Annotated in this window: 17 protein-coding genes; 6 read left to right on the top strand and 11 right to left on the bottom strand. The window is 68.8% G+C overall.

Translation table 11 applies throughout. From position 1 onward, the window contains the following. Window positions 1–188 precede the first annotated feature (188 nt). The 6 genes from ACH4TV_RS40980 to ACH4TV_RS40955 all read right to left on the bottom strand — a co-directional run bounded on the left by ACH4TV_RS40980 (window position 189) and on the right by ACH4TV_RS40955 (window position 9,624). The gene (locus ACH4TV_RS40980) at window positions 189–3,383 is read right to left on the bottom strand and encodes an RICIN domain-containing protein (protein WP_398406455.1); all 3,195 of its coding nucleotides are present in this window, start codon (window positions 3,381–3,383) and stop codon (window positions 189–191) included. Window positions 3,384–3,468: 85 nt separating this feature from the next. Further along, a complete protein-coding gene (locus tag ACH4TV_RS40975; protein ID WP_398406454.1) occupies window positions 3,469–5,229 on the bottom strand; it encodes an amylo-alpha-1,6-glucosidase in 1,761 nt (586 codons plus the stop codon). Window positions 5,230–5,342: 113 nt separating this feature from the next. Then, window positions 5,343–6,185 carry a carbohydrate ABC transporter permease gene (locus ACH4TV_RS40970; RefSeq protein WP_398406453.1) on the bottom strand — a complete coding sequence of 281 codons (843 nt, stop codon included), beginning with the start codon at window positions 6,183–6,185 and terminating at the stop codon, window positions 5,343–5,345. Next, window positions 6,182–7,162, bottom strand: a complete 981-nt coding sequence (locus ACH4TV_RS40965; RefSeq protein WP_398406452.1) for a carbohydrate ABC transporter permease — start codon at window positions 7,160–7,162, stop codon at window positions 6,182–6,184. Before ACH4TV_RS40965 ends, ACH4TV_RS40970 begins: the two co-directional genes overlap by 4 nt. 20 nt (window positions 7,163–7,182) lie before the next feature. After that, entirely contained in the window at window positions 7,183–8,427 is a 1,245-nt protein-coding gene (locus tag ACH4TV_RS40960; protein WP_398406451.1) for an extracellular solute-binding protein, read from the bottom strand. A gap of 141 nt (window positions 8,428–8,568) precedes the next feature. Further along, entirely contained in the window at window positions 8,569–9,624 is a 1,056-nt protein-coding gene (locus ACH4TV_RS40955; RefSeq protein ID WP_398406450.1) for a LacI family DNA-binding transcriptional regulator, read from the bottom strand. A 785-nt stretch (window positions 9,625–10,409) separates the two neighbouring features. Between ACH4TV_RS40955 and ACH4TV_RS40950 the strand changes: the two genes are divergently transcribed. Continuing rightward, window positions 10,410–13,055 carry a cellulosome protein gene (locus tag ACH4TV_RS40950; protein WP_398406449.1) on the top strand — a complete coding sequence of 882 codons (2,646 nt, stop codon included), beginning with the start codon at window positions 10,410–10,412 and terminating at the stop codon, window positions 13,053–13,055. Window positions 13,056–13,859: 804 nt separating this feature from the next. Here ACH4TV_RS40950 and ACH4TV_RS40945 read toward each other — a convergent pair. Next, window positions 13,860–14,840 (bottom strand): aldo/keto reductase, encoded by a 981-nt coding sequence (locus ACH4TV_RS40945; protein WP_398406448.1) that lies wholly within the window; start codon window positions 14,838–14,840, stop codon window positions 13,860–13,862. Window positions 14,841–15,243: 403 nt separating this feature from the next. On the opposite strand from ACH4TV_RS40945, the gene ACH4TV_RS40940 reads away from it, so the two are divergent. Beyond that, entirely contained in the window at window positions 15,244–16,614 is a 1,371-nt protein-coding gene (locus ACH4TV_RS40940) for a metallophosphoesterase (RefSeq protein ID WP_398406526.1), read from the top strand. Window positions 16,615–16,791: 177 nt separating this feature from the next. On the opposite strand, the gene ACH4TV_RS40935 is transcribed toward ACH4TV_RS40940, so the two are convergent. Together ACH4TV_RS40935 and ACH4TV_RS40930 are read right to left on the bottom strand one after the other, a co-directional pair. Beyond that, complete coding sequence (locus tag ACH4TV_RS40935; RefSeq protein WP_398406447.1) at window positions 16,792–17,256, bottom strand: PaaI family thioesterase; 465 nt, start codon at window positions 17,254–17,256, stop codon at window positions 16,792–16,794. Between the two features lie 297 nt (window positions 17,257–17,553). Beyond that, window positions 17,554–18,441, bottom strand: coding sequence for a helix-turn-helix transcriptional regulator (locus ACH4TV_RS40930; RefSeq protein WP_398406446.1), 888 nt, complete (start codon window positions 18,439–18,441; stop codon window positions 17,554–17,556). A 104-nt stretch (window positions 18,442–18,545) separates the two neighbouring features. Here ACH4TV_RS40930 and ACH4TV_RS40925 point away from each other — a divergent pair, with 104 nt between their 5' ends. Both ACH4TV_RS40925 and ACH4TV_RS40920 read left to right on the top strand, forming a co-directional pair. After that, window positions 18,546–19,031, top strand: a complete 486-nt coding sequence (locus tag ACH4TV_RS40925) for an HAD-IA family hydrolase (RefSeq protein ID WP_398406445.1) — start codon at window positions 18,546–18,548, stop codon at window positions 19,029–19,031. A gap of 44 nt (window positions 19,032–19,075) precedes the next feature. Beyond that, a complete protein-coding gene (locus tag ACH4TV_RS40920) occupies window positions 19,076–19,669 on the top strand; it encodes a TetR/AcrR family transcriptional regulator (RefSeq protein ID WP_398406444.1) in 594 nt (197 codons plus the stop codon). A gap of 54 nt (window positions 19,670–19,723) precedes the next feature. Here the strand turns inward: ACH4TV_RS40920 and ACH4TV_RS40915 are convergent, their stop codons facing one another. Both ACH4TV_RS40915 and ACH4TV_RS40910 read right to left on the bottom strand, forming a co-directional pair. Continuing rightward, on the bottom strand, window positions 19,724–22,246 hold the full coding sequence (locus ACH4TV_RS40915) for a family 78 glycoside hydrolase catalytic domain (RefSeq protein ID WP_398406443.1): 2,523 nt from the start codon (window positions 22,244–22,246) through the stop codon (window positions 19,724–19,726). A gap of 43 nt (window positions 22,247–22,289) precedes the next feature. Further along, window positions 22,290–23,618: an MFS transporter gene (locus ACH4TV_RS40910; RefSeq protein ID WP_398406442.1), complete on the bottom strand. Its 1,329-nt coding sequence runs from the start codon at window positions 23,616–23,618 to the stop codon at window positions 22,290–22,292. 659 nt (window positions 23,619–24,277) lie between these two features. On the opposite strand from ACH4TV_RS40910, the gene ACH4TV_RS40905 reads away from it, so the two are divergent. Together ACH4TV_RS40905 and ACH4TV_RS40900 are read left to right on the top strand one after the other, a co-directional pair. Then, window positions 24,278–25,225, top strand: coding sequence for an alpha/beta hydrolase (locus tag ACH4TV_RS40905; protein ID WP_398406440.1), 948 nt, complete (start codon window positions 24,278–24,280; stop codon window positions 25,223–25,225). Window positions 25,226–25,457: 232 nt separating this feature from the next. Then, on the top strand, window positions 25,458–25,661 hold the full coding sequence (locus ACH4TV_RS40900) for a zinc-binding dehydrogenase (RefSeq protein WP_398406525.1): 204 nt from the start codon (window positions 25,458–25,460) through the stop codon (window positions 25,659–25,661). The last annotated feature ends 246 nt before the right edge of the window (window positions 25,662–25,907 follow it).

Here is a 25,907-nt window from a genome sequence, read left to right as displayed (position 1 = left end):
AGGCCGCCGTTCTCCGTGAATTCGAGAGTCCCGAGCCCCGCCACGGTAGTCGGCGGGACTGGGGACTCCAGAATGTACGAGGAGAGGGGCCACGACCGAGTGTCGTGGCCCCTCTCACGTGATCCCGCAGGGAAGTCGGGCCTGTTTCTGCCGGTGCGACCGGGAGACTCAGCGGGATCCGCTGCTGGTCAGCTCTTGCCGAGCAGGCGCCAGATCTGGTTCTTCTTGGTGGTCAGGGTGCTGCCGGTGTCACATGTCCATTGGTGGACGAGGGCGCCGGGTGCGGTGGAGATGGTGCTGACATCTACGCACTTGCCGCTGTGTGCGGCGACCAGTTGGTAGTCCTGGCTGTTGCCGAGTGCGGTGACAGGCTTGAGGGTGAAGCGTTGGTTGGCGGCGCCGAGGCAGGTCCACTGCTGGACGGCGGCCCCGTTGGCCGTGGAGAGGGCGGAGATGTCGAGGCACTTGCCGCTGGAGTGGTTGACGACGGTGTAGGTGTCGGTGGTGCCGCTGACGGGGTGGAAGTCGAAGCGCTGTTCCTGGCCGGTGCCGCAGGTGTTCTGCTGGTACTGGGTGCCGTCGGCGGTCGACTGGGACGGGTCTTCGAGGCAGAGCCCGCTGTGCTGGGCGACGGCCGTGGAGGAGAAGCCGGTCGAGGCGCCGATGTGCAGGCTCGCCGGTGCGAAGGAGACCTGGTCGAGGTGGGGCGCGAAGCTGGAGCGCATGGGCTGTCCGATGTCGGTGCCGCCGCCGGAGTAGACCAGGCCGATGGTGGTCCCGTCGTAGTCGTAGAGCTGTGAGGCGGTGAACTTGACGGCGTTGGCGCCCTTGGTGAGGGTCACGGGGACGGTGTAGTCGTTGAACTGGTTCCAGTGCAGGGTGCTGGCGAAGTTGACGCGCTTGGCGGCACCGCCGTTGACGCTGACGTCGGCGTGCAGGGCGTACAGGTCGGGGTTGTAGTGGTTGGAGGGCAGTTCGTCGCCGTTGGCGTAGCGCATGGTCATGGCGTACGTGCCGGCCTCGGGCGCGTTGACGTTGAGGGTGAGGGAGTTGGCGGTTCCGTTGCCGATGCCGGTGACGACTCCGCCGTTGGCCTGGCTGTAGGTGGTGTCGGCGGCCGCGGTGCCGGTGAGTGTGCCGTCCTCCGCCTGGTAGGTGACGACATTGCCGGTGGTGACGGCGTCGGTGGCACTGAACGGGGTCACGGCCAGGCGGTCCAGGGCGAGCGTGCCGCCGGTGCCGGTCACCTTGACCTTGTTGATGCCGGCGCTCAGGTAGACCCGGTTGGCGGACGTGGACCAGGCACCGGTCGTCGCGCCGGAGAGAGTCTGGTCGTCGGTCGCTTTGCCGTTGACGGTGAGGTCGGCCTGGCCGGTGTTGCGGTAACGGGTGGTCAGGTCGGCGTATCCGTCCCGGGCGGAGTAGACCCAGAACGTCGCGGACTTGCCGGAGGTCAGGTTCACCGCACCCGCGCCGGACTGTCCCTGGGAGGTGTACGTGGCGGTGCCACTGTCCGAGAGGTTGGCCTGCTCAGCCTCGTAGAGCGTGGTGCCCTGGACGGCGGAGTCCTGGTACTGGAGGTCGATCTTGTCGACGATGGCGTCGCCGACTGTGGTCGCGCCGTTGTCGCCGGTGGTGGCCAGGGTGATGGTGTGGCTGCCCGCGGTGAGATGCACGGTGGTGTCGCTGTGCCCCCACACCACCCACTGGAAGCCCACCGGTATGTCGACCCTCTTGGACGCACCGCCGTCGACACGCATGTACACATTGGTCGGGCCCTTGACGTCGGGATCCTTGGCGTAGCTGTTGCCGAACACCGACAGGTTGTAGTCGCCGGTGGTGGGGACGGAGACGGGGAAGGAGATCACCGTGGTGGAGCCGGTGCGCAGACCGCCGACGTCCTTGGTGCCGGAGGTGGCGAACTTGTCGAGTCTGCTGGTGGTGCCCTCGGTGTTGATGTTGTATCCGCTGCCGCTGAGGGTGGCGTTCTCGGCCTCGTAGGAGGCCGTCCAGGTGTTGTCGGAGGCGGTGGTGCTGCCGGTGCCGCCCGGGGAGACGATCACCTCGTACGCGGACATCGCGTCGAGGGTGATGGGCAGGGTGATCGAGCCGTCCGAGCCGACCGCTATGTCGGCGTCGGAGAGCCGGGTCGGGGTGGCCGCCGCGCCGATGTAGCCGCTGTAGCGGTCCTGGAACACGCTCACGTGCACGGTGCTGCCGAAGACCGCGGGGTCGATGTTCTTGATGACCGTGTCGGAGGCGCCGCTGGTGCCGCCCCCGGCGAGGATGACGCGGGCCTGCTTCTTGGCCGTGTCCAGGCTCGCCAGGCCCTGGAGGGTGTACGCGTCGTTGTTGGCGGCGCCGGTGACCTTGACGGTGTTGCCGCTCATGGAGGTGTACCAGTTGTACAGCCACCACTGGGCGTTGGGGATGTTCTGGGCCGCAGCGGAGTCGCCGAGGTTGCCGCTGATGTTCCAGTACGGCAGGTTGCCGTCGATCTTCTCGTCCTCGATGGCCGCGATCCACTGCACCATCTGGCCGGGGTCGGTGAGGTGGTAGCGGAAGGCGTACTCGTTGAGGTTGATCGGCAGGTGCGAGCCGATCCCCACCGAGGTCTCGGCCGCGCGGTAGTTGTCGACGGTGCTGCGCACGTCCGCCGGGCTGCCCAGGGTGTGCCAGGTCGCTATGTCGGGCAGGCAGTTGTTGGCCTTGCAGTAGGTGAGGAAGCCCCTGAGGGAGGACTCGGTGTAGCTGGAGGTGTTGGGGCCGGCCAGCCGCGCCTGGGGCCAGATGCCCTTGATGAAGTTGTAGGTTTGCCGCCACTCCGCGTTGAAGGCGGCCAGCGGCCCTGCCTGGGTGCGCATGCCCTGGTACCACATGCCGTCGGGCTCGTTGTAGGGGACGAAGACGATGCGGTCCTTGTAGGGACTGGCCATCGCCTGCTCAACCTGAGTCTTCATCGCTGCCTGGTAGGCGGCGTAGTCGGCCCGTTCGTAGCTGAACGTGCGGTACACGTCCGTCATGTAGATCATGATGTCTTTGCCGCCGCTGTCCACGAAGGGCTTGGCGATCTCCAGCGCGTCCGAACCGGGGTGTTGCTGTCCGTCCTGGGCCTTCGTGTTGGTGGTCTGGAGCCCCATCCCCTCGATGAGGTTGTTCGTCGGTACGTCCGGGCCGTACAGGCCGTACAGCGCGCCGGAGGCGCCGTAGTGGAGGGCTCCGGTGGTGGTGCCCAGGTCGACGGTGAGGGTGGGGGTGGCGGCGGAGGCCGGCGTCGCCGTCGCGGTGGTGACGCCGGCTATGACGGTCAGCGGAATCAGTGTTCTGGTGATGCCGTGGAGAAGGCGTCTCGTGGTCGAGCGCCTTTGCCCGATTCCTGGCATGTGCTTACGTCCCTTCAGGGGTAAAGCTGGTTCGTTGCTGCGCCGGCCCCCGTGCCGGACGTGTGGGTGGGTTGTCGCTCGCGCATCAGGCGACGGTGGTGTTGGTCCTGGTGTCGGCGCGCCGGAGTTCGTGGGCTTCGGCGAGGAGGAGGTAGCTGCTGGCGGTCCAGGTGTAGGCGCGGTCGCGCAGGCCGGTCCCGGTGAGGGCGTCGAAGTTCTCGGCGAAGCCGTAGGTTTCGCACAGGGTTCGGAAGCGGGTGCTGATCTCGTCCGCGAGGTGTTCGTGTCCGGCGCGGCGCAGGCCGTCCTCGATGAGGACGGTGGCGGGGGCCCAGATCGGGCCGCGCCAGTAGCCGTCGGAGAGGTAGTGCGGCGAGGTGGGAAGTTCGGTGGCCAGGCCGTGCGAGGTCAGATGGGCCTCGATGCGGTCGGCCAGGACGCTGCTGACGCTTTCGGGCAGGTGCTCGCCCAGCGCGATGGGCATCAGGTCGAGCAGGCTGGAGCTGCTCCAGGTCTCGTCGCTGGTCATGCCGCGGGCGACGAACCGTTCGCCGGTCCAGAGCTGGTCGAGCATCGCGGCCTGGGTCGCGTCAGCCGTACGCGTCCAGGTGTGGGCGTCGTCGGGCCGGTCCAGTTCGGCGGCCAGGTCGGCGAGTTCGCGCAGTTGGAGGATGAGGAAGGCGGCCAGATCGGCGGTGACGGCCACGCGGGCGGGGTCGAAGGTGGTGGCGTTGTCCCAGCCGCTGTCGTTGCCGTGCTGGTAGTGGGGCAGGGCCGCGCCGGGTGCGCGCCGCGCGGTGAGCCAGAAATCCGTCCAGCGCGCGAGTCTGTCGTACGCCTCTGCCAGTTCTGTCCGGCCGAGAGGCTCGGGGAGCCGTCTGCGCAGGTGGCCCAGGGTCCAACCGTGGATGGGCGGTTTGACGAAGTTGTAGAGGACCTCGGAGTGGGTGACCGAGTCCGGTAGCGCGCCGCTGTCGTCCTGGTGGTCGAAGGGCAGCGAGAACTGGTCCCAGGCAAGGCCGGGAGAACCGGGAGCCAGGGCAAGGGCGTTGAAGCAGTGGTCCCAGCTCCACACCTTGTCCATCCAGTGCTTGGACATGAGTACGGCGGGCCGGGTGACCAGACCCGCCGGACGCACGGTCGCCGACCACACCACATAGGCGGCGAGTTCGGCGGCCGGGGTGGCGTCCGAGCGCCACGGGGCGGCCGTGTCGACGAACTCGGCGAACGACTGCCGCGCGGCCTCCGTGACCTCGCCGAATCCCGACCCGGAGCGGTAGGGCTGCCGTGCGCTGTCGAGTTCCTCGACCGCGACCTCCCACGATCCGTCGGCCTCGGCGGTGACCGTGAGACCGCGCTCCCCGGCGCCCAGGGCCTCGGATCCGGACACCTCGGCCACCGTGCCGGACAGCACGGTGATCCGGTAGCGGCGCCCGGTCTCGTAGGAGGTGAACACATGCGCGCCGTCCACCGGGTCGCGGTAGAAGTAGGTCCCGCTGAACGGGGTCAGGGCCTTCGCCGCCGCGGAGACGCGCAGACCCAGCCCCTTGCCGTGCACGCGGACGGTGTCCGGCGACTCGTAGGCGAGATCGATACGCCCGTCCGCGCCCGTCCAGCTGAGCAGGCTCGGCGTCGCCCGGACGGTGGTCTCCGCTCGCTCGCCCGTCGCCGTGTCGAGGGGGACGAGGCGCAGGACGGGGTGCATGCCGTTCTGGTGCGAGACGAGGTGGAGGTCCTCGGCGCGTGTCTTCTCCGCCAGCACGGGCGAGATGCCGAACCAGGATCCGTGCGTGCTGAAGGGTATGTCGTGGACGGAGAAGGCCGGTCCGGACGGGGCGGCGGTCATGAAGGCGGCACTCGTTTCTTGAGCAGGGGTGGTCGGCGGTCGGCCGGGCGGGGCGACACGGCTCGCACGACGGCCCGTGGACGGTACGGCTGCGTGCGGGTGATGGTCCGGAGTCAGTCCTTGACAGCACCGGCGGTCACGCCGGCGGCGACGTAGCGCTGGGCCAGGACGAGGATGACCGCGGCGGGCAGTGAGGCCACGACGGCGGTGGCCATGATGGCGTTCCACTCCTGGTTGTTGTTGCCGATGTAGTGGTAGATGCCGAGGGTGATCGGCTCGTTGGCGCCGCCGTTGACCAGGGTGCTGGCGAAGATGAAGTCGGACCAGGACCACAGGAACGCGAACAGCGACACCGTGACGATCGAGTTGCGGCTCATCGGCAGGACGATCGACCGAAAGGTGCGCAGGGCTCCGGCGCCGTCCATGGTCGCGGCCTGGAGGAGTTCGCCGGGGATACCGGACATGAACGCGGTGAAGATCAGTACGGCGAAGGGGACGGCCAGGGTGGAGTCGGCGACGATCAGACCGGGAACGGACTGGAGCAGGCCGAGCTGGAGGTAGATGGCGTAGAAGCCCATCGCCATGATGATGCCGGGGATCATCTGGGCGGCCAGCAGGACGAAGTTGAGGATTCCGCCGCCGCGCGGACGCAGTTTGGCCAGCGCGTAACCGGCGGGGGCCGCCAGGGCCACGGTCAGTACGACGGTGCCCAGGCCGATGACCAGGCTGGTGCCGAGGTAGGGCAACTGCTGGTCGACGACGGCCCGGTAGCCCTCCAGAGTGGGCCGGGCGGGGAACAGGTCCGGCGGGCTCTTGCGCATGTCCTGGTCGCGGGTGAAGGACACGTTCAGCATCCAGTAGACCGGGAACAGCATGATGGCGGTCAGGACGAGGCCGATGGCCGTCTTTGCCCAGGTACGGGGGCGCCGGTTCAGGACCGACTGTGCACTCGTCATGACAGCGCCTGCTTTCGCTGGACTCGGACGTAGACCAGGCCGAAGACGAGGGCGGCGACCACGAGGAGGTTGCCGACGGCCGCACCGGGGCCGAAGGCGGGCAGCAGATTGCCGAAGCCGAGCTGGTAGGACCAGGTGGCAAAGGTGGTGGACGAGTCCGCCGGGCCGCCCTTGGTCATGATCCAGATGATGTCGAAGACCTTGAGCGTGTAGACGAGGCCCAGCAGCAGGGTGATGGCGGAGACGGGGCGCAGCAGCGGGAAGGTGATGCGCCAGAAGCGCTGCCAGGCGTTCGCGCCGTCGAGGGCGGCGGCCTCGTACAGGCTGGTGGGGATGGACTGGAGGCCGCTGTAGAGCACGACCAGGTTGAAGGGGACGCCGATCCAGATGTTCGCGATGATCACCGAGGCCAGCGCCCAGGACGGTGAGGTCAGCCAGTTCACCGGGTCGATGCCGACGGCGTGCAGGGTGGCGTTGACGATGCCGGAGTCGCTGTTGAGCATCCATGACCAGGTGGAGGCTGACACGATCAGCGGCAGCAGCCACGGCACCAGGAACAGGGCGCGCAGGGTGGCGGAGAGCCGGAAGTGCTGGTTGAAGAAGACCGCGAGCGCCAGGCCGATCGCGTACTGGAAGACCAGGCACACGACGGTGAACACCACCGTGTGCAGCAGCGCCGGAGCGAAGACCGGGTCGTCGAACACCGTCAGGTAGTTCTTCAGGCCCGTGAATGGCGCATCCCCCTGCACGAAGGAGCGGACCGTGTAGTTGCGCAAACTCAGGTCGATGTTGCGGTAGAGCGGATAGGCGTAGAAGACGGCGAGGTAGACGACCACCGGGGCGAGGAAGGCCCAGGCGATCCACTGCTGGGAAGCGGGACGCCGTCGCGTGACGGCGGCCGGGGGCGGGGCGGCGGTCGCCGCCCCGTTCCCCTCGCGCACCGGCAGCGGGTCCGGCGCTGGTGTCGTGCGGTTCATCAACGGGCCTCTGGCACTGGTTACTTGGCGGCGGACTGGGCGGCCGTGAGCGCGTCCTTGGGTGACTGGGACCCGCTCAGCGCGGACTGGACTGCCTTCCACAACTGCTCGGAGATCTTGGGGTACTTGGTTCCCAGGTCGTCGCTGGTGCGTCCCTTGGCCGCCTTGACCGCGTCGACCCAGGGCTTCAACTCGGCGTTGGCGGCGATCTGCTTGTCCTGGACCTCACCGGTAGGGGCCACATAGGACAGCGTCGTGTCGGTGTCGAGCAGGTTCTGGCTGCTGGTCAGGCAGGACACGAGCTTCTGCGACGTGGCGTAGCGGCCGGTCTCGCCCTGCACCGGGACGGTGACGAACTCGCCGCCCGTCGGGGCCGCCGCGTTGCCTCCGGTGGAGGCGGGGACGGGGATGACGCCGTAGTCGAAGCCGGCCTTCTCCGCGTTGGCGAGCTGCCAGGTGCCGTTCTCCGCGAAGGCGTAGTCGCCGCTCGCGAACTCCTGCCAGCTGGTTGTCTGCGTGTTGTTGATGACCGAGTTGGGGGCGTAGCCCTCGTCCAGCCAGTTCTTCCACAGCGACAGTGCGGACACCGCCTCGGACGAGGCGACGTCGGTGAGCTGGGCTCCCGAGCCCCAGAACCATGGCAGGAACTGGAAGCTGCCCTCCTCGGTCCCGATCGCCGAGAACGTGATGCCCTTCTTCCCGGCCTTCTCGACCTTCGCGAGCGCCGCGGTCAGCGAGTCCCAGTCCTTCACCGACGCGATGTCCACGCCGGCCTCCTTCAGTACCTCCTTGTTGTAGTAGAGGGCGAGGGTGTTCGCGCCGACCGGAGTGCCGTATGTCTTCCCGCCCGACTGACCCGCCCCGAGCAGGTTGGCGTCGACGTTCGAGACGTCCAGCTTGTTGTCGTCGGTCGAGGTCAGCACCCCCGCCTCCGCCAGCGTCGACACGACCGGGTTGTCGACGATGAGGACGTCCGCGGAGTTGTCCTGCTGGGCCGCGAGCAGGGCCTTGTTCGTCAGGTCACTGGTGTCGAACGCGGTCCGCTTGATCTTCACGCCGGCCTCGGTGCCGCAGTCGTCCAGCAGCTTGGCCCACGCCGAGCTCTTGTCGAACTGCGGGTACGGGTCCCAGATCGTGTACGTGCCGCCGTCCGCGGCCTTCGTGGAGGTGCCGCCCGAGTCGGAGGAGCACGCGGTGGCGCCGGCGGTGACGGAGACGACGGTCAGGACTGCGGCGGTGAGACGCCGTCTGGCAGATCTGTTCATTGCGTGTTCCTCATGGTTTTTGGCACAGGTGTGCCCTGGGAGGGGTGATCGGGGCCTGTCGGCCTCGCCGCACCCGGACGGTGACGTGCGTAGTCGGCCGGTACGGGGTGCGGAGGTGAAGGGGAGTGTGCGGGGTGATGATCAGGGGTGCGTCTGGACGCCGAAGTCCGGAGCCGGGTCGGCCGACCTGGCGCCGGCAGGTCCGGTGCTGGCGCGCAACGAGATCGGCGGTGCGAGCAGGTGATGCCGGGCCGGTGCCTCGGGGTGGTCGAGCCGCTCGACGAGCAGGTCGACGGCGAGGCGGCCCATCTGTTCCGCCGGTACGTCCGCCGCGGTGAGCTGCGGGGTCACCGTCTCCGCCCACCGGCTGGCCACCACTCCGGTGACGGAGAAGTCGCGTGGCACATGGCGGCCGGCCTGGGCCAGCCCCCGGTACAGCCCGCCGAGCGCCGCCTCGTTCAGGGTGACCAGGCCCGTGGTGGCGGGATCGTCGTGCAGGATCCGCTCCAGACAGGCCAGGCCGGAGGCGGCGTCGTCCCCGCAGCAGTACGACCGGACGGTCAGCCCGCGTTCCGCCGCGGCCTTGGTGAACCCGTCCAGCCCGCGCTGGGCCGACTCGTACCCCGCCCGCAGCAGTTGCTCGGGCCGGTTGACGAAGGCGACCCGGCGGTGACCCAGATCGGCGAGATGGTGCACACAGGCCGCCGCCAGTGCCGTGTGGTCCAGCCCCACCCACCAACTGCCCTCCGGGTGGGCGGTACGGCCGATGGCGACGGAGGGGAAGTCGACCGCGGTGAGATGGTCGAGCCGGTCGTCCCGCAGCCGGATCTCCATCAGGATCGCGCCGTCGACCCGGCGCTCGCCCAGCAGCCGCTGGAAGGAACGGTCGCTGTCCACGCCGCTCGGGGAGAGCAGCACGTCGTAGTCATAGGCCGCGGCGGCCTCGGTGACGCTGCCGATGAAGTCCAGCTGCATGCCGGTGTAGTGGTTCCCGGCGGGCGGGAAGACCAGACCGATGGTGTTGGTCCGGCCGTTGGCCAGGGCCCGCGCACTCGCGTTGGGCTGGTAGCCCAGTTCGTCGATGACCCGCTGGATCTTCCGGCGGGTGTCCTCGGAGACGGGACGCTTCCCACTCAGGGCGTACGACACGGTGCTCCGCGAGACACCGGCCCGCTGGGCAATCTCACCGATGTTCACGGGACTCCTTGCTGAGAGCGGCCGAATCGGTTCGATGATTCCAGAGAACAAAATCGGCCAGACGCCGATCGTCGAACCGGTTCGCGTGAAGTGAAGGTAGGAGCAACCCGGATGGGTGTCAACGCCTCGCGTCGAATTTCTCGTAACGGCCCGGAAACCTCGACACGCGGAGGCGTGGCGCCTGGTCAGCCTGGGTTCACGCGCCCTCACCAGCAGGCCGGGCGCCACATTCGGCGGGACGGGACACCCGGCCCTGCCAGGGACGCCCGGGTATGCACGGCCGAAGAGATCTATGTCAGGGGTATTGCTGGCTGGTTTCCTCGATGCTAGCTTCCCCGAACCGGTTCGACGAACCATCGAGAGGTCATGACCGCTGTCGAGGCGCCGCTCACACGTCGGAGCGTCGCCGGGGCCCTTACCCCCTGATACATCCGCCGCCCAGAGCTCCCCCTCCGGGCGGCGGATGCCACCGAGTGACCGTCGCGCTCGTACGTGGCGGCGGTGCCTCGCTGACTCGACGCACCCGCCGCAACGGCATGCGGTTCGCTTCCCGAAGGCCGGCCGAGTGCGTCCGCAACCCGGAACCTGAGCGCCGCCGAACCGGGGCGAATCCTGTCGCGCGGCCCATGTCGAACCGACTCGCCCCCTGGCGGGACGTGGCCGGACCACCGCACGGACCGGCCCCGTCCCGCATGAAACGCATCGGATCCAGCATCCGAGATGCCACGGAATCCACGGAGACCTCAGTGAGACAACGACAAAGAACGACGGGAGCCGGCGTCATCATGGCCGCAGTCCTCGCCACCATGCTCGCCGTCCCCTTCACGGGCACGGCCCAGGCGGCCGATCCGGAACAGCTCGTCATCGATCTCGCCACCGACACGGGCGCCTTCCACGGCGGCGCCTCCGGCTCGCTGTACGGGATCTACGGCGACGGCGCGCCCAGCCGCAACCTCATCGAGGGCATGCACCTGCGCACGGTGTCCACCAAGGCGCAGGACGGCCCGCAGCACCCGGGCGCGGACGCCCTGGAGATCCTGCCGCCGTTCGTGGACTCCGGGGGCAAGGACGTCTACATCTACATGACCGACATCTACCGGGGCTTCCCGTACCAGTGGCCGGGCGCCAACGGCCCCGAGCGGCTCGCGGACTTCAAGGAGAAGATCAAGAAGCAGGTCGCCCAGGTCACGACGACGGGCGACTACAAGGACCACGTCGTCTACGTCCCCTTCAACGAACCCGAGGGGAACATGTTCGGCTCGGGCGCGTGGAGCTACAACAACGTGTCCTGGCTGAACGACCCGCAGTACTTCTTCGCGGCCTGGAAGGAGACGTACCACCTCATCAAGAGCCTGGACCCGGACGCGCGGATCGCCGGCCCGAACACCTCCCTCCTCTTCGACCAGGTCAAGGGCTTCCTGCAGTACGCCAAGGCCAACGACGTCGTCCCGGACGTGATGACCTGGCACGAGCTGTCCAGCCCCGCCGCGGTCCGCACCAGCGTCGCAAAGTACCGGCAGTGGGAGAAAGAGGTCGGCATCGACCCGCTGCCGATCAACGTCAACGAGTACGGCCACAACTACCACCTCTCCGTGCCGGGCCAGGTCGTCCAGTGGGTCTCCGCCATCGAGGAGTCGAAGATCGACGCCGACCTGGCGTACTGGAACATCGACGGCAACCTCAACGACTCGGCCGTCGACGCGAACAAGGGCAACGGCCAGTGGTGGCTGTTCAACGCCTACGGCCAGATGTCCGGACACACCGTCCAGGTGACCGCTCCCCATCCGAACCAGCAGTACACGCTCCAAGGCGTGGCCACACTCGACGCGGACAAGAAGCAGTCCCGGGCGATCTTCGGCGGCAAGAGCGGCGACGCGGACGTCGTCTTCGACAACGTCGACCCGAAGCTGTTCGGGACGACGGTGCACGCCACGGTGCAGGAGATCCCGTGGACCGGGCAGGTCGGCGACTCGGCCCAGCCCCAGCGGCTCGCGGACCAGGAGGTATCCGTCGGCGAGGACGGCACGGTGACCCTGCCGATGACCGGCATGAACGAGATGTCGGCCTACCAGGTGATCCTCTCGCCCGGCGGGAACGGCGGGGAGCCGGTCGAGCCCTCCGTAAGCTGGCGGACGTCCTACGAGGCGGAGAACGCCACGTACACCGGCAGCGGTTACTCCAAGAACGGCCCTGAGGGCACGCCCTCCAACGTCGGCAAGTTCGCGACCAGCGGCGACTACAACGTCGGCGGCCTGCGCACCGGTTCCGACGGTGTGCTCTCCTTCGACGTCGAGGTCCCGCAGGACGGCACGTACGACCTGAGCGTCTTCGCCAACTCCTACAACCTGGACGGCCGGGTGAGGGAACAGGGCCCCACCAACGTCTTCCTGCGCGTGGACGGCAAGGACCCGCAGGAACTGCGGATGCCACTCGGCTACAAGTGGGTGGTCTGGGGCCACACCGACACCACCGTGAAGCTGACTGCCGGCAAGCACAAGATCACGCTCGCCGCGAAGGACGCCGACCTGGGCGTCACCAAGGGCGACGCGATCATCGACAAGATCGACCTGGCCCTGCGTGACGAGCACGTCACCCAGCCGGCGATCTACGAGGCCGAGTACGCCACCCTCACCGGAACCCGGCCCGGCTACACCCACCCCGAAGCCTCGGGACCGGGCGCGGTGCCGCTGCCCAAGGGCGCCTCCGCGACCTTCTGGGTCCACTCGGCCGTGGACGGCGAGGCGACGGTCTCCCTCGACCACCTCGGCGGCGGCAAGGCGAAGGTGTCCCTCAACGGCGACACGCTCGATATCCCCAAGGTGGGCGCCGGCAAGAAGGGCACGGACGTCGTACGGGTTTTCCTGTCCGCGGGCATCAACAAGATCACCGTCACCGGCACCAAGAAGAACCTGGTCCTCGACCGGCTGCGGGTCGCGGCGTCGAGCGGCAACCTGGCGACCAAGGTGTACCAGGCGGAGGGCGGCACCCTGAGCGGCGCCGCCAAGGCCACCGAGGCGTACACCTTCGCCACCGGCGGCAAGGCGGTCACCGACATCGGAGACGGAAAGGCCAACGCCCTCACCCTCGACATCGTCGCCAAGCGGGCCGGACAGCACGCGGTGACCATCCGCTACTCCAACGCCGAACAGGCACCCGCCACCCACTACAACCCCGACCCGATCGCCCGCCACGCGGACCTCTCGGTCAACGGTGGACCGGCACGCCAGATCCTGTTCCCGACCACCTTCCACTTCAACAGCTTCCGTGACCTGACCGTCCCGGTCACCCTCAAGAAGGGCACGAACCGACTCACCTTCACCGCCGAGGAGCTGCCCGACTTCAACGGCGACACCTACAACCAGTACGACCAGCGATCCCCCTACGCGCCGGTGATCGACCAGGTCGCCGTCACACCGCTGACGGAGAAGTAGCAGCCCGGCTCATCGGAACGCCCAGGTGCCAACCGGACCCCGGTCGGCACCTGGGTTCGACGGATTCCGTGGCTCCGGAGTGGATCGGCCTTGCCGCAACTGCCTCTCAAGCGAGCAGGCCCGACCGCACCCACAGCTGAAGGCAGTCGGCCCACGGCTATTCGATCCGTTGGTCGTTGATGGACCGCATTGAGTCAGAACTGGGAGGCGGTCCCTTTTCGAGGTCGATTCTCTATCGTGGGTTCTGTCTGCCGCTGTTGTTGTACACGGCCGACGAAGAACACACCTTCCGGCCGTATCACGGAGGTCGAGAACTTCGTGATTCTGCGACCCGTTCTCGTTGCGCTGCCGAGTCGGCCGATCGATGACGAAATCGGGCGTCACGCGGCAGTCCGAACGCGACTGCAAAGCAGGCCCGCGCCCAGCCTCATACGAAGCCCGTCAGACACAGCCCCGGTGCATAGAGGCGATCCGCCCGGTCAGCCGCTCATCGTCCGTGACAGCGAGGCCTCCGGCGTGGCAGAGAGCGAGGGCCCAACCACCCCGGAGGCCTCACCTTCGGTCATCGAGGAACACAGGTCGATCCGTTGAAGACGGAGCCTGCGGAGCAGCTCTTCGAGCCGGTCACGGAGCCCGCATAGGCCGGCGCCTGCGAGAAGAACACGGCTCCAAGGATGCCGCACACCGCGGCGGCCATCACGGCTGCCTTACGGGGTTTGCTGAGGATTGCACTCACAATCAGCGGCTGCTCGTGCAAGGCGCGAGCAGCCGTCTCAGTCGTTCGGAGGCCGCGGCGCACAGCGGTCAGCCTTCGATGCCGGCCATGCTCGCCTCGTTGTGGCGATCACCCGAGGCGGGGGTGAGGTTGTTCAGGCGGTCGAGCTGAGCGGCGCTGAGTTCGATGCCGTCGGCGGCGGTGTTCTCCTCGACGCGCGTAACCCGCCGGGTGCCGGGGATGGGGGCGATGTCGTCGCCGCGGGTCAGCAGCCATGCCAGCGCGGTCTGCGCGGGGGTGGCTCCGATCTCGGCGCCGATGGCCTGCACTTCGTCGACGATGCGCAGGTTGCGCTGGAAGTTCTCGCCGATGAAGCGTGGGTTGGACTTGCGCCAGTCGTCGTCGGTGAAGTCGTCGACCGTGCGGATCTGCCCGGTCAGCAGGCCGTGCCCGAGCGGCGAGTACGGAACGAAGCCGATGCCGAGCTCGCGCAGCAGTGGGAGGATCTCGGCCTCGACGTCGCGGGTCCACAGCGAGTACTCGGTCTGCAGTGCGGCCACCGGGTGCACGGCGTGCGCGCGGCGGATCGTCTCGGGGCCGGCCTCGGAGAGCCCGATGTGGCGCACCTTGCCCTCGGCGACCAGCTCGGCCAGCGCGCCGACGGTCTCTTCGATGGGCGTGCTCCGGTCGACGCGGTGCTGGTAGTACAGGTCGATGTGGTCGGTGCCCAGCCGCTTGAGGGAGCCCTCGACTGCGGTCCTCACGTTGGCGGCGCTGCTGTCGGTGACGCCGGGGCCGCCACCGGAGTGGGAGACGAGCCCGAACTTCGTCGCCACGACGACGTCGTCGCGCCGGCCCTTGATGGCCTTGCCGACGAGCTCCTCGCTGTGGAAGGGGCCGTAGATCTCGGCGGTGTCGATGTGGGTGACCCCGAGGTCCAGCGCCCGGTGGATGGTGCGGATCGACTCGGAGTCGTCGAGCCCTCCGCCGGTGGTGTAGGTGCCGGCCATCGTCATGGCGCCCAGACCGATGCGCGAAACATCCAGTCCGCCCAGCGATACGTGCTTCATCAGGTATTCCTTGCGGTAGCGATCGTCAGGCCCAGTCGGTGATCATGACCTGTAAATGCATGATCAGTGCGGTGCGGTGGGCCCGCCATCCAGACAACCACCCGAGGACCTCGCGCGGGCGCCCGTACGGGGGCCTGTTCTTCCGGGGGTCTGGCAGTACCCCTTTCACGGGGGAAGAGGGGCGGAGGTCCGCCGTACGGTGAGTGCATGGACCGCAGCACCCAGATCCGTGAGTTCCTGCGCAGCACGCTGCCTGACATGTCGGGGGCCGCCGACGGGTCGTCGCTCCGCGGGCTGTGACGGGCACTGCCCGACAGGTCATCAGACGCGGTCGGTCACACGTCGTCGTGGGAACCATGCGTCCCATGAACGTCTCAAGGAAGGACTGCGCCCAGCCGTGGTCATCGTCGTCCCCCTCGTCTGGATCGCGCTGCTGACGGCGTTCGGCGCGCTTCACCTGTACGCCTGGCGCCGTCTCGTACGCGACACGACACCCCTGGGCTCGCTCCTGCGGCGAGCCGGAAGCTCTGTCTTCGTGGCCGGGCCGCTGCTGACCGTTGGCGCCCTGGCAGCCGAGACGAGAGCCCCGTTCCTGCTCGAACAGAGCCTTGCCTGGCCTGGGTACCTGTGGATGGCGCTGTTCCTGTACCTCGTGCTCGCGCTGCTCGCGGGTGAGGCCGTCCGGCCTGTGCTGCGGCGCCTCCTCGTACGGCGGGACACCGGCACGCACGAGGACACCCCCATGGCGGTGGGGACTGTCGCCACCCCGCCCGGCGGGTCCAGGGCGGATCGGAACCCGGAACTCGTCGCCCCCGTGGAGCCCAGGCTGGTGACGTACGCGCACGGCGGGTCCGGAACCGTCGCTCCGGACATCGCGGCACCCGAAACCGTGGCAGAGCATCCGCGCACACCTGAGGTCGGTTCCCCGCCGCGCCCCGGAACAGCGAGTACCTCGCGTCGCCTGTTCGTCTCCCGTGTCGTGGGCGGTACCGCCGCGGCTGTCGCCGTCGGCACGGTCGGCCACGGTACGTACAGCGTGCTCCGCGGCCCCAAGGTGAAGCGCCTCACGGTTCCGCTGGCCAAACTCCCGCGCAGCGCGCACGGGTTCAGGATCGCCGTGGTCAGCGACATCCACCTCGGCCCGGTTCTGGGCCGCGGCTTCGCCCAGAAGGTCGTCGACACGATCAACGCCACCCAGCCCGACCTCATCGCCGTCGTCGGCGACCTGGTCGACGGCAGTGTCGAGGACCTCGGCCGGGCCGCCGAACCCCTCGCACAGCTGCGAGCGCGCCACGGAGCGTTCTTCGTCACCGGCAACCACGAGTACTTCTCCGGCGCCGAGCAATGGGTCGAGAAAGTGCGGGATCTGGGATTGCGGCCGCTGGAGAATGCTCGCACGGAAATGCCCGGCTTCGACCTGGCGGGTGTCAACGACCTGGCCGGCACGGCTGAGGGCCAGGGCCCCGATTTCACCCGGGCCCTCGGCGACCGCGACCGCTCCCGCGCCGCCGTCCTCCTCGCCCACCAGCCCGTCGTCATCCACGACGCCGTCCGTCACGGCATTGATCTCCAGCTGTCCGGCCATACCCACGGCGGCCAGCTGTGGCCCGGCAGCCTCATCGCCGAACTCGCGAACCCGACGGTCGCCGGCCTGGAACGCTACGGCGACACCCAGCTCTACGTCAGCCGCGGCGCCGGAGCCTGGGGCCCGCCGGTCCGCGTAGGCGCGCCCTCGGACATCACCGTTATTGAACTCGCCTCGAGTCAGGCCTGATTCAGCCTCGTCCTTACCAACCGCAGTAGCTCGTTGACTGGCTCTGAACTGCGACGATTCCTAGATTGCATGTCTACGAGGGGAGTTGCAGCCGTTGCCGGAACTCGGTTGAGTGATGTCATGCCTGGGCTCTATCGGGTACGGCGGCCGGTCTCGGCCCGCCGGGATGATGAGCGCCTACGGTGCGAGGGCGTCCACGCGGATCATGGTCTGCTGACCGGTCGCGACGAGCTTGGCCTGCCCGTCGCGTATTCCGAACACTTCCAGTCGGCACACGGTGAGCGTACGTCCTGACTTCAAGACCGTGCCCACCGCTTCGATCTGATCGCCAAGGGCGGGCGAGAGGAGGTTGAGCTTGTACTCGACGGTGAGGCCTTCGCTGTTCTCGGGGAACAGGGTGAGCGCGGCATAGCCGCCGGCACTGTCCGCGATGGCGCTGGTGGCGCCGGCGTGGATATAGCCGTGCTGCTGGGTCACTTCGGGCCGGCTTGGCAGGACGATACGAACACGGCCCGGGGCTATTTCGGTGATCTCAGCGCCGAGGTGGCGCATCAGGCCCTGGCGGGCGAAGCTGTCCCGGACGCGCGCCTGAGTCTGAGGGCTCGCTTCTTGCTGTTCCTGCGCAGGGTGCTCTCGCATCATTCTCCTTCATGGTGCCGCTACGCGGGTTGGGATCAGCAGTCAGCCAGACGCGGCGCGGGGCATCGGATGGGTGAGATTAGCGTTCCAGGAGCCGCTTGCCCGCCTCGTTGTGGCTATTGCTGGCTGCTGGCTGCCGGGTGAGGTTGTCGAGATTGGCGAGCTGGTCGGCACTCAGTTAGATGCCGGGCAAAACGGTGCTCCCCACGGCGACATCGAAAGTGTCGGCGCCCATGGCGGCGCGATGGCATCGGCAGTATCGAGGCCTCGCAGCACGGTGGCGCAGTCGCCTTGCGATGGTCAGTCGGCTGGTTTGTGTGCCTGTTCGGGGGCGAGTGGTGCGGCGGTAGGGGTGTTGGTCCAGCTGGCGAGGATGCCGATGGCCTCGGCGGAAGGGGACGCGGGTTCGGGGGTGTAGATGATGAAGTTCTGGTCTGCGTCGCCTTCGACGGCGAGGACGACGTACTCGAGGGTGAGGTCACCGACGAGTGGGTGGTGGAACCGTTTGCTGCCGTTGGTGTGGGCGAGGACGTCGTGGTCGGCCCACAGACGGCGGAAGGTGTCGCTGTGCAGGGACAGCTCGCCGATCAGCTCGGTGAGTTGCGGGTCGTCGGGGTGGCGTCCGGCGTACAGGCGCAGCGTGGCCACACAGTCCCCGGCAACGCGTTCCCAGTCGGTGTACAACGCGGGGGCGGCCTCGTCGAGGAAGACGAAGCGGGCGGCGTTGCGCTCGCGGTGGGGCCGGGCCTGGAAGTCCGCCATGAGGGCGTAACCGAGTCGGTTCGCCGCCAGGATGTCCATGCGCCGCCCCTGCACCATGGCAGGGACTGCGAGTGCGTCCAGTGCCCGGTACACGGCCGGGCGCACGCGCTGCGGCGCCGGTGGCCGCCGGCTGCGTGCACGGGCCGCGGTGGGCCGGGCGAGATCGAAGAGGTGTGCGCGTTCGGTGTCGTCCAGCTGCAGGGCGCGAGCTACGGCATCCAGGACGGTTTGGGAGACGCCCTGGGTGCGGCCCCGTTCCAGGCGGACGTAGTAGTCGACGCTGACCCCGGCGAGCTGGGCGACCTCCTCGCGGCGCAGCCCCGGCACCCGACGGGCGCCCGGATGCGGGGCGAGGCCGGCCTGCTCGGGGGTGACCCGGGCCCGGCGGGTGCGCAGGAACTCACGGATCTCGGTGCTGCGGTCCATGCACTCACCGTACGGCGGACTTCCGCCCCCTCACCCCTTGAAAGGGGTACTGCCAGACCCCCGGAAGAACGGGCGCCCGCGCGAGGCCGCGCGAGCGGTGGGCGGTGGTGACCTCCTGGGTCACCGTCCTGGCCCGCGCCCGCCTCACGGCGGCGGGACTGCCCGCACCGCCCGTACTCATCACCGTGGGCGACGTGAGTCACGGTAAACCGGCGCCCGACGGCTACCGCTCGGCGGCGGAGAAGCTGGGCTTCGCCGCAGCGCGGACTGTCGTCTTCGAGGACAGCACCGCGGGGGGCGAAAGCCGGAGCCGCGGCGGGCGCGACCGTCATCGGAGTCGGGCAGCGCGGCCTGGCCACCGACGCCACCATCGTCGTCCGCGACCTGCGCGGCCTGACATGGCGCGACGGCGTCCTCAGCCTCGCCGCCGCGGACCTGCTGCGGTTCTGACCCTGCCCTACGCATCCGCCGTGGGGCGCCGGACGGACTACCCCGTTCGCCGACGGACTGCGCGCCGCCGTCCTCACCGACGCCGCACCGGCCTCGGCGACGTCGTCCTCGTGGTCCGGTGTTCCGCCGGCACGACGTGAGCCCCGGTCATGGAGGAAGTGATCAGCCTCACTACTATGGACGAATGGGCAGCAACGGCCGCGTCCGCGGCTCAGGCGACGGACGCGAGCGCATTCTCGTGGCGGCACTGGAGGTGTTCTCCGCACGAGGCTTCCGTGCGGGAAGCCTCAATGACATCGCGGAGGCGGCAGGGCTGACGCGGGCCGGGCTGCTCCACTACTACCCGAGCAAGCAGGCCGTACTGCTGGCGCTTCTGGAGCATCGGGACGCCGAGCTGCAGGTCGCCGAGCCCGAGCTGGGGATGACGCTGCTGGAGGTCCTGGAGAACATGGACACGTTCACCGCTCGGGCCGTCGGAGACCGGGCAATGGTCCAGCTCGCGCACATCCTCACCGCGGAGGCCTCGGGCGAGGAGCACCCGGCCAGGGAGTGGGTCGCCCGGCGGTACGCGACGTTGCGTGGCGCGCTGGCGGATGCCGTACGGCGCTCGGTGGACGCCGGTGAACTGCGTTCTGACGTGGACCCGGAGGCGTTCGCGGCGCTCGTCCTGGCCGTGGGCGAGGGGGCGGAGAACCAGTGGCTGGTGAGCCCGGACACGGTGGATCCGGTCACGGTGATACGGCAGTTGCGCCTGCTGTGCGAGGCGGCCAGGCCCTGACGGATCGTCCGCCCGGCGAGCCGCCGGACGGACGATCTTCCTGAGTTCCTCGGATCAAACGAATGGCACGCGCGTGTGCCCGCTTCCGTATGAGCGTTCCTGCCCACCGGGGAGCAGGAGGGTGAGCGGCACAGGGCTGTCGACCTCGACGCCCGACGAGTCGAAGGCCACGTGCAGCAGTCCGTCGCGTGTCGGCACCGCGCCCTCGGCGCGTTCCACGACACCGTAGGCCGGGGCGACACGGGCTCGTCCGAAACCGGGTTCGGCCGGCGTGACGCCCAGGACGTACGTCATGAGGTCGCGTGCCGGAGTGGAACTCCACCCGTGGGCCGGGGTGCCCCACCCCCAGCACTCGCCAAACGTGTCGTAACCGTCGTGCAGAAAGCGGCTCCAGCGCCGCAGGGCACCGACCAGTTCGGGGACCCGCCCGGTGAGGGCCGCGGCGTCGTGGACCAGGTAACTGAGGAAGGGCTGGGCCCGGACGACCTGTTCCTCGGAGTCCCAGTCGATGCGCCGCACGCCGCGCATCTCGTCGTGGATCTTCTCCGCGTCGTAGCCGCCCTCCCCACCGATCCAGGAGCGGGTGACCAGCCGGCCGGGGTCCATGATCCGGTCGATGATCCGGTGGTGACGTGCCGCGGGGGCCAGCCCGGACGCGATGGCGGCGGCGCCGGCGACCTGGGAGGCCGGGGGCTGTTGGACACCGCTCAGCAGGTGATCGACGTAGGTGCCGCGACGCTCGTCCCAGAAGATTTCGTACCCCTTGCGCGCCCTTTCCCAGTGCCGTCGGGCCCAGGAGGCCTCGCCGTCGTTGCGCAGCAGGGTGCTGATCTCGGCGTACTCGCGCAGGCCGCGCGCCCACAGCGCGGTGACGATGGAGCTCGTTCCCGTGGTGAACACACTGGACCAGTCCACGAGGTTCCATTCCGGCAGATCGCTCAGCACCCCGTCGTCCGTCCGGAACGGCAGGTACCAGGCGAGGATCCGCCGGGCGGTGGGAGCGAGTTCGGCGAGGCGGTCGCGTTCGTGCTCACCGCCGTGGCGGTAGAGGTTGTGTACGCCGTGCAGCCAGTGCAGGGACCAGTCGGGGATGGTGGTGCCGCCGCCCTGTTCGATCTCCCCGACGACGCTCATCGGCAGGATGCCGTCCGGGCGGGGCGAGTTGGCCAGGTCGAGGTAGTGCCAGGCCGGGCGCCAGTCGGTGGAGGTGGCGAGCTGCACCATCTGGTGGACCACGGCGTCGCCCACCCAGGCGCGCTGCTCCCGAGTGGGGCAGTCGACGAAGGCGTCGTGCGAGGTGAGGGCGACGGTGCGCACCCCGGCGGTGTACAGGGCGTCGAGTTCGGGGTCGCTGCTGCGGAAGTACGCCGCTCCGGCGCGCGGGTAGAGGTGTTCGCGGACGGCGACCGCGTCGATGGTGACCGGTCCGTCCGAGGTGACGAGGGCGTGCAGATAACGGAAGCCGTTCACCTCGCACGACTCGAAGCTGTCGTCGTGGCCGCGGGCGATGTACCGGGCACCGGTGTTGGGGGCCGAGAAGGGGTCGTTCGCGCCGGGCGCGTGGGGCGTCTCGCGGTACATGAGGTCGACCTGCGTCCCGGAGGGAGCGGTCAGGTCGAGGCGCACGAAGCCGCAGACGATCCGGCCCATGTCGACGACCACGTGGTGGGCACGGCCGGTGCCGGGAGTGAGTGTGAGGGGAAGGGAGGTGGCCACGGGTTCCGGCAGGTCCGGCGTGGACAGATACGTCCGCACATGTCCGACCGGATGAGGGTCGTCGGGTACGGCGGCGGGCGGTGACACGGCGATGCGCACCGGGGTGACGGTGTCGCCGCCCAGCGGGCCGATCGGGCGGGGCCGCAGCGGCCCGTAGGGATCGGCGGGCGGTGTCGAGCGGGCCAGCGAGCCGAGATGAAGTGCGGGCACGATGCGTGCCTTCTGCCAGTCGGAGTCGGGCGCCCCCGACTTCCAGTCCGAGGGCAGCAGGCGGGCGTCGAGGCACTCGACGGGGATGCCGTCCATCCCCTCTGCCTCCGCGCTGTGCCAGGCACCGGGGGCCAGTACCCGCCAGGTGTCGTCCGTCACCAGCAGCCGGTCGCCGAGGTCGGCCTCGAGGACCAGGACGGCGTCCCTGCCGAGTGCGCCGTTGGCGGCGGCGGGTTGCCAGAAGGAGTTGGCCTTGCCGTAGTAGGTGACCAGGACGACCAGGGTGTTCTCGCCGGCGCGGGCGAGCGGTGCGAGGTCGAGGGTGTCGTATGCCAGGCGCCGGGGCTGCGATCGCACCGGGCCTCGGCCCGCTTCCCGGCCGTTGAGGTGGACGACGTAACGGGAGTCCGCGGTGATTCTGGCCGGGATGACCTCCGGCACGGCGTCGAGGGTGAACGTCGTACGGAACAGGTAGCGACCGAAGGGGCCGCGCGTGTCTGGCGGCCCGAACCCCGCGGGTCCCGGCCCGTGGTCCGGGGTGTGGGGGCCGATCCAGTGTGCGCGCCAGGCCGTGTCCCGCGGGACTCCGGGGATGTGGGCCGGCGAGCGATGGTCGGTTCCGGGGGGCTGGGCCGCCAGGTTGTCGATCACGAGAGAATTGCTCCGTTGGGTGCGTTGTGCGAACGGGATACGGTCAGGCGGTGCCGGGCACGCCGACCGGGTCGGCGACGGTCGTGTCGTTCCTGGCGGGTTCCCGGTCCCACGGCGCGGTGCGCCGGGAGCGTTCGAGAGCGGGGACGGCGATCGCGCCGATCAGTCCGCTGACCACGAGGAAGACGACGAGCAGCGCGACGAGCAGTCGCGGGTTGCTGACGGCGATCGTCGGGGTGATGACTGCGAAGCCGGCGGCCAGGCCCCGGGTGATGCCATGGGTGATCCCCTGGGCCGTCCCGCGCAACAGGGTCGGGAAGAACTCCTGCGACCACACCCTGTAGATCCCCTCGCCGGCGAACGCTCCGCCGATGCCGAAGCCGGTGCCCAGCAGGAACAACGACACGGAGGTGAACCCCATGACCAGTGGTGCCGCACAGGCGACGATCTGGACCACCGAGCCGAAGACGAAGAACGCGCGGCGGGCCCGGGAGTCCGCGACCTTGAGGAAGACGAACGCGCTCACCAGGGTGAAGGGCACGGACACCAGCCCCAGCAGCGAGGCCTGACTGAGGGAGACGTGCGCGACGTTGACGTAGAGGAAGCCCAGAAAGGCACCGACGGTGTTCGCGGTGAAGCTCCAGAAGGCGCAGTACAGGGCGGTGACCAGCAGCGGCACCAGCAGCTTCGGGTGCAGCAGGGCACGCATCGAACGCTCGGCACCGAGCGCCTCCGTCTTTCCGGGGGCACGTGCCGCCTGCCACTCGGAGGACTCGTGCAGCGAGCGGCGCAGGAACCAGGTGACGATCGCCACCACGAGGACGTGTGCGTAGAGGATCCGGGCGCCGGTCACTCCGTACGGCGCGACGACTCCGGCCATCAGGGAGACCACCACGACGCCGCCCAACCACAGCAGCGAGGTGACACTCACCATGCGGCCCTTGAGGCCGTCGGGCGAGTTCTCGGCGATCAGGGCGAGTGATGTCGGCAGGTCGGCGCCCATGGCGAGGCCGGCGATGATCACTCCGATGTACAGCATGGGCGTGTTGACCGCGCTGAAGAGCACCGCGACGCCGACGGTGAACACCAGCAGATCGAGCGTGTAGACCCGCTTGCGACCGACGAGGTCGCCGAGTCGGCCGCCGATCGCGGCACCGATCGCGATGGTCACGGTCAGCAGTCCGGAGAGGATGCCGATCGTCAGCGGGGTGAGCCCGAACGCGAACTGGAACAGGACGAGGGAGACCGCCGTCGAGACGATCGTGGCAGCGTCCAGATAGGAAGCGAGACCGCCGAGTACGGCGATCTTGTACGGGCCTGGGGAGCGGTCCGCTTTGGCGGGTGTGGCTGGAATCAGAGGCTGGTGCGGCATGGGAACACCTCTCGAAGCACCTTTGCTACGGGGATACCGGGCGGTGAACGGCATGTTTCCGCCATCGGGTGGGCACAGTAGAGCACAAGCTCCCAACTAGTTGGTAGGTATCGAGGTGAAGTAATTTCGCGACCGCCATCGGCACCGACTCGCCCACGCGACCGTTGGACGATCAAGGCAAGATCGCGGTCATGCCAATGAATCGGAGGTTGACTTCGGCACTTACATGAGAATCAGCGACTTCCCGGCGGGCCGACGTGCCTGGTGAATGAGCTGCCGCTCTTGCGGGTGGGACCGTCGAGGAGGCAGGCGGCGTCGCGCGAAAACCACTTCGGAGGCACCCGGGAGGGGCGGACCGTCATGTCGCCGACGGAAGCAGCCGACCCGGAGGCGGGCTGTCTCGTCGCCGCGTTGGCCGGTACACAACCCTGCCGGCGTGATGGCCCGGTCGAACTCGACCGAGTAGGTGCGGCTGCCTCCGACCGGCACGGCACCAGGCTCGACGGTCAGACCGGCCCGCCGTTGATTTCGCCGTGGCCGAAACGGCAGAGGCTCGGTAAGATCGGTCACCGATTGACAGGATTCCTGATTATTGTTCTCCTCAATCAAGGTGCGCTCCCGGTGGCGGTCGAGCGCTCTCGGACCGAACGGAGACTCCCGTGCCCCTTCTCGCCCGTCCGGCGGTAGCCGCCTTCGCGGCCAAGGCCATGCAACGTGTCGTAGCGTTGGCGAACAGCCGTGCAAGCGGGCGGGGTTCACAGGCCTCGTGGTTCGCCCGTCTGCCCGAGTACACGTGCACCAAGCGTGAGCTGACCATCCCGACCGAGGTCGGCCCCGCTCGCGCCGTGCTGTACCTGCCCGCCGACACCGAGGGCACCCCTCCCCCGCCGGTCCACGTCAACTTCCACGGCGGCGGCTACGTCATGCCGCAGATCGAGCTGGACGACGCGCTGTGCCGGTGCATAGTCGTCGAGGCAGGTGTGGCCGTGCTCAACGTGGACTACGTGGTCGCCCCGCAGCACCAGTTCCCCGCGCCGCCCCGGCAGGCGTTCGAGGTCGTCCGGTGGGTCGCCGAGCACGGGGGCGAGCACGGTTGGGACGGCGAGCGGCTTTCCGTGGGCGGCCAGAGCGCGGGCGGCGCCCTCGCGACGGCGGTGGCCCGCCAGGCGCTGGAGGAGGGCGGCCCGTCGATCGCCCTCCAGGTCCTGCACTATGCGCCGCTCGACCTCGTCACCGCCGGCCGCGACAAGCGGGCCGCGATCCCCAAGCCGGTACTGCGCCCGTGGATGGCGGACGTCTTCGACAGCGCGTACGTCCCGGATCCGAAGCAGCGGGGCGACCGTCTGGTCTCGCCCGCGCATCCCTCGGACACCGCCGACCTCAAGGGCATCGCGCCGGCCTTCGTCGTAACCGCCGAGTACGACCTCCTCAAGGCCGAGGGCGTGGCCTACGCCGACCGGCTCCGCAGGGCCGGATCGCTGGTCGGCCATCACGACGTCACCGGCGCCGACCACGGTTACGACGCCCAGGACGAGGCCAGGGCGCGCGAGGTGTACCCGTTGATCGCGGAGCAGGTGCGGCGGGCGTTCGGGGAGGAGACCTCGTAGCCAGACGCTGGGTAGCCGCAGGAGGGGCAACATTTTTGTCAATGATCTTGGCGGCAGTTGAGCCGCGTCCGGTCCGCAGCGTGTCCCCTCAGCCGACCGGCGGTGTGCCGTGCGTGTGGAACGACTCGATGGTCTTCAGACCCCACGCCTGGCCCTTGGCGCGCTCCGCCTGGGTCCAGGTAAGCCCGCGGTCCTGTGTTTCTGGGACGCCGATCCCGGCCGCGGCATCACCGTGTATCCCATTAACGTCCGCACACGCGTCACCGACACGGCGGCCATCACCCAGCTGCGCGAACAGGTCGAGTCAGGTGAACTCACCCTCCGAGTCGCGGCAACCCTGCCTGTGCACCAGGCAGCCGAGGCTCATCGGCAGCTCGAGAAGGGCGGCCTGCGGGGGCGGCTCGTCCTCGAGTTCCCGCCCGCAGCAGCCACCTGAGAATCACCGCGAGTGTCGTCGCTCGGCAACGGGTGGAAAGCCCACTGAAAAGGGCTTCCCACCCGTCGGCCCGGAGGTGTTTCCGGTGATGACGACACAAGTTCCGCCAGTCACTCCGCAGCCGAGCCCTACAGCGTTTCTCTGTGCAGCTACCGTGAATGTGGGTGAATTTTAAACTTTCAAGATTTCTCGCGGTGCCAACTTCTGCGACAGTCGGGATCAGGGGGTTAAGTCACGCCAAGTCGA

Source organism: Streptomyces sp. NPDC020898 (assembly GCF_044333925.1).
Taxonomy (GTDB): Bacteria; Actinomycetota; Actinomycetes; order Streptomycetales; family Streptomycetaceae; genus Streptomyces.
This window is presented reverse-complemented; position numbering and strand designations above follow the sequence as displayed.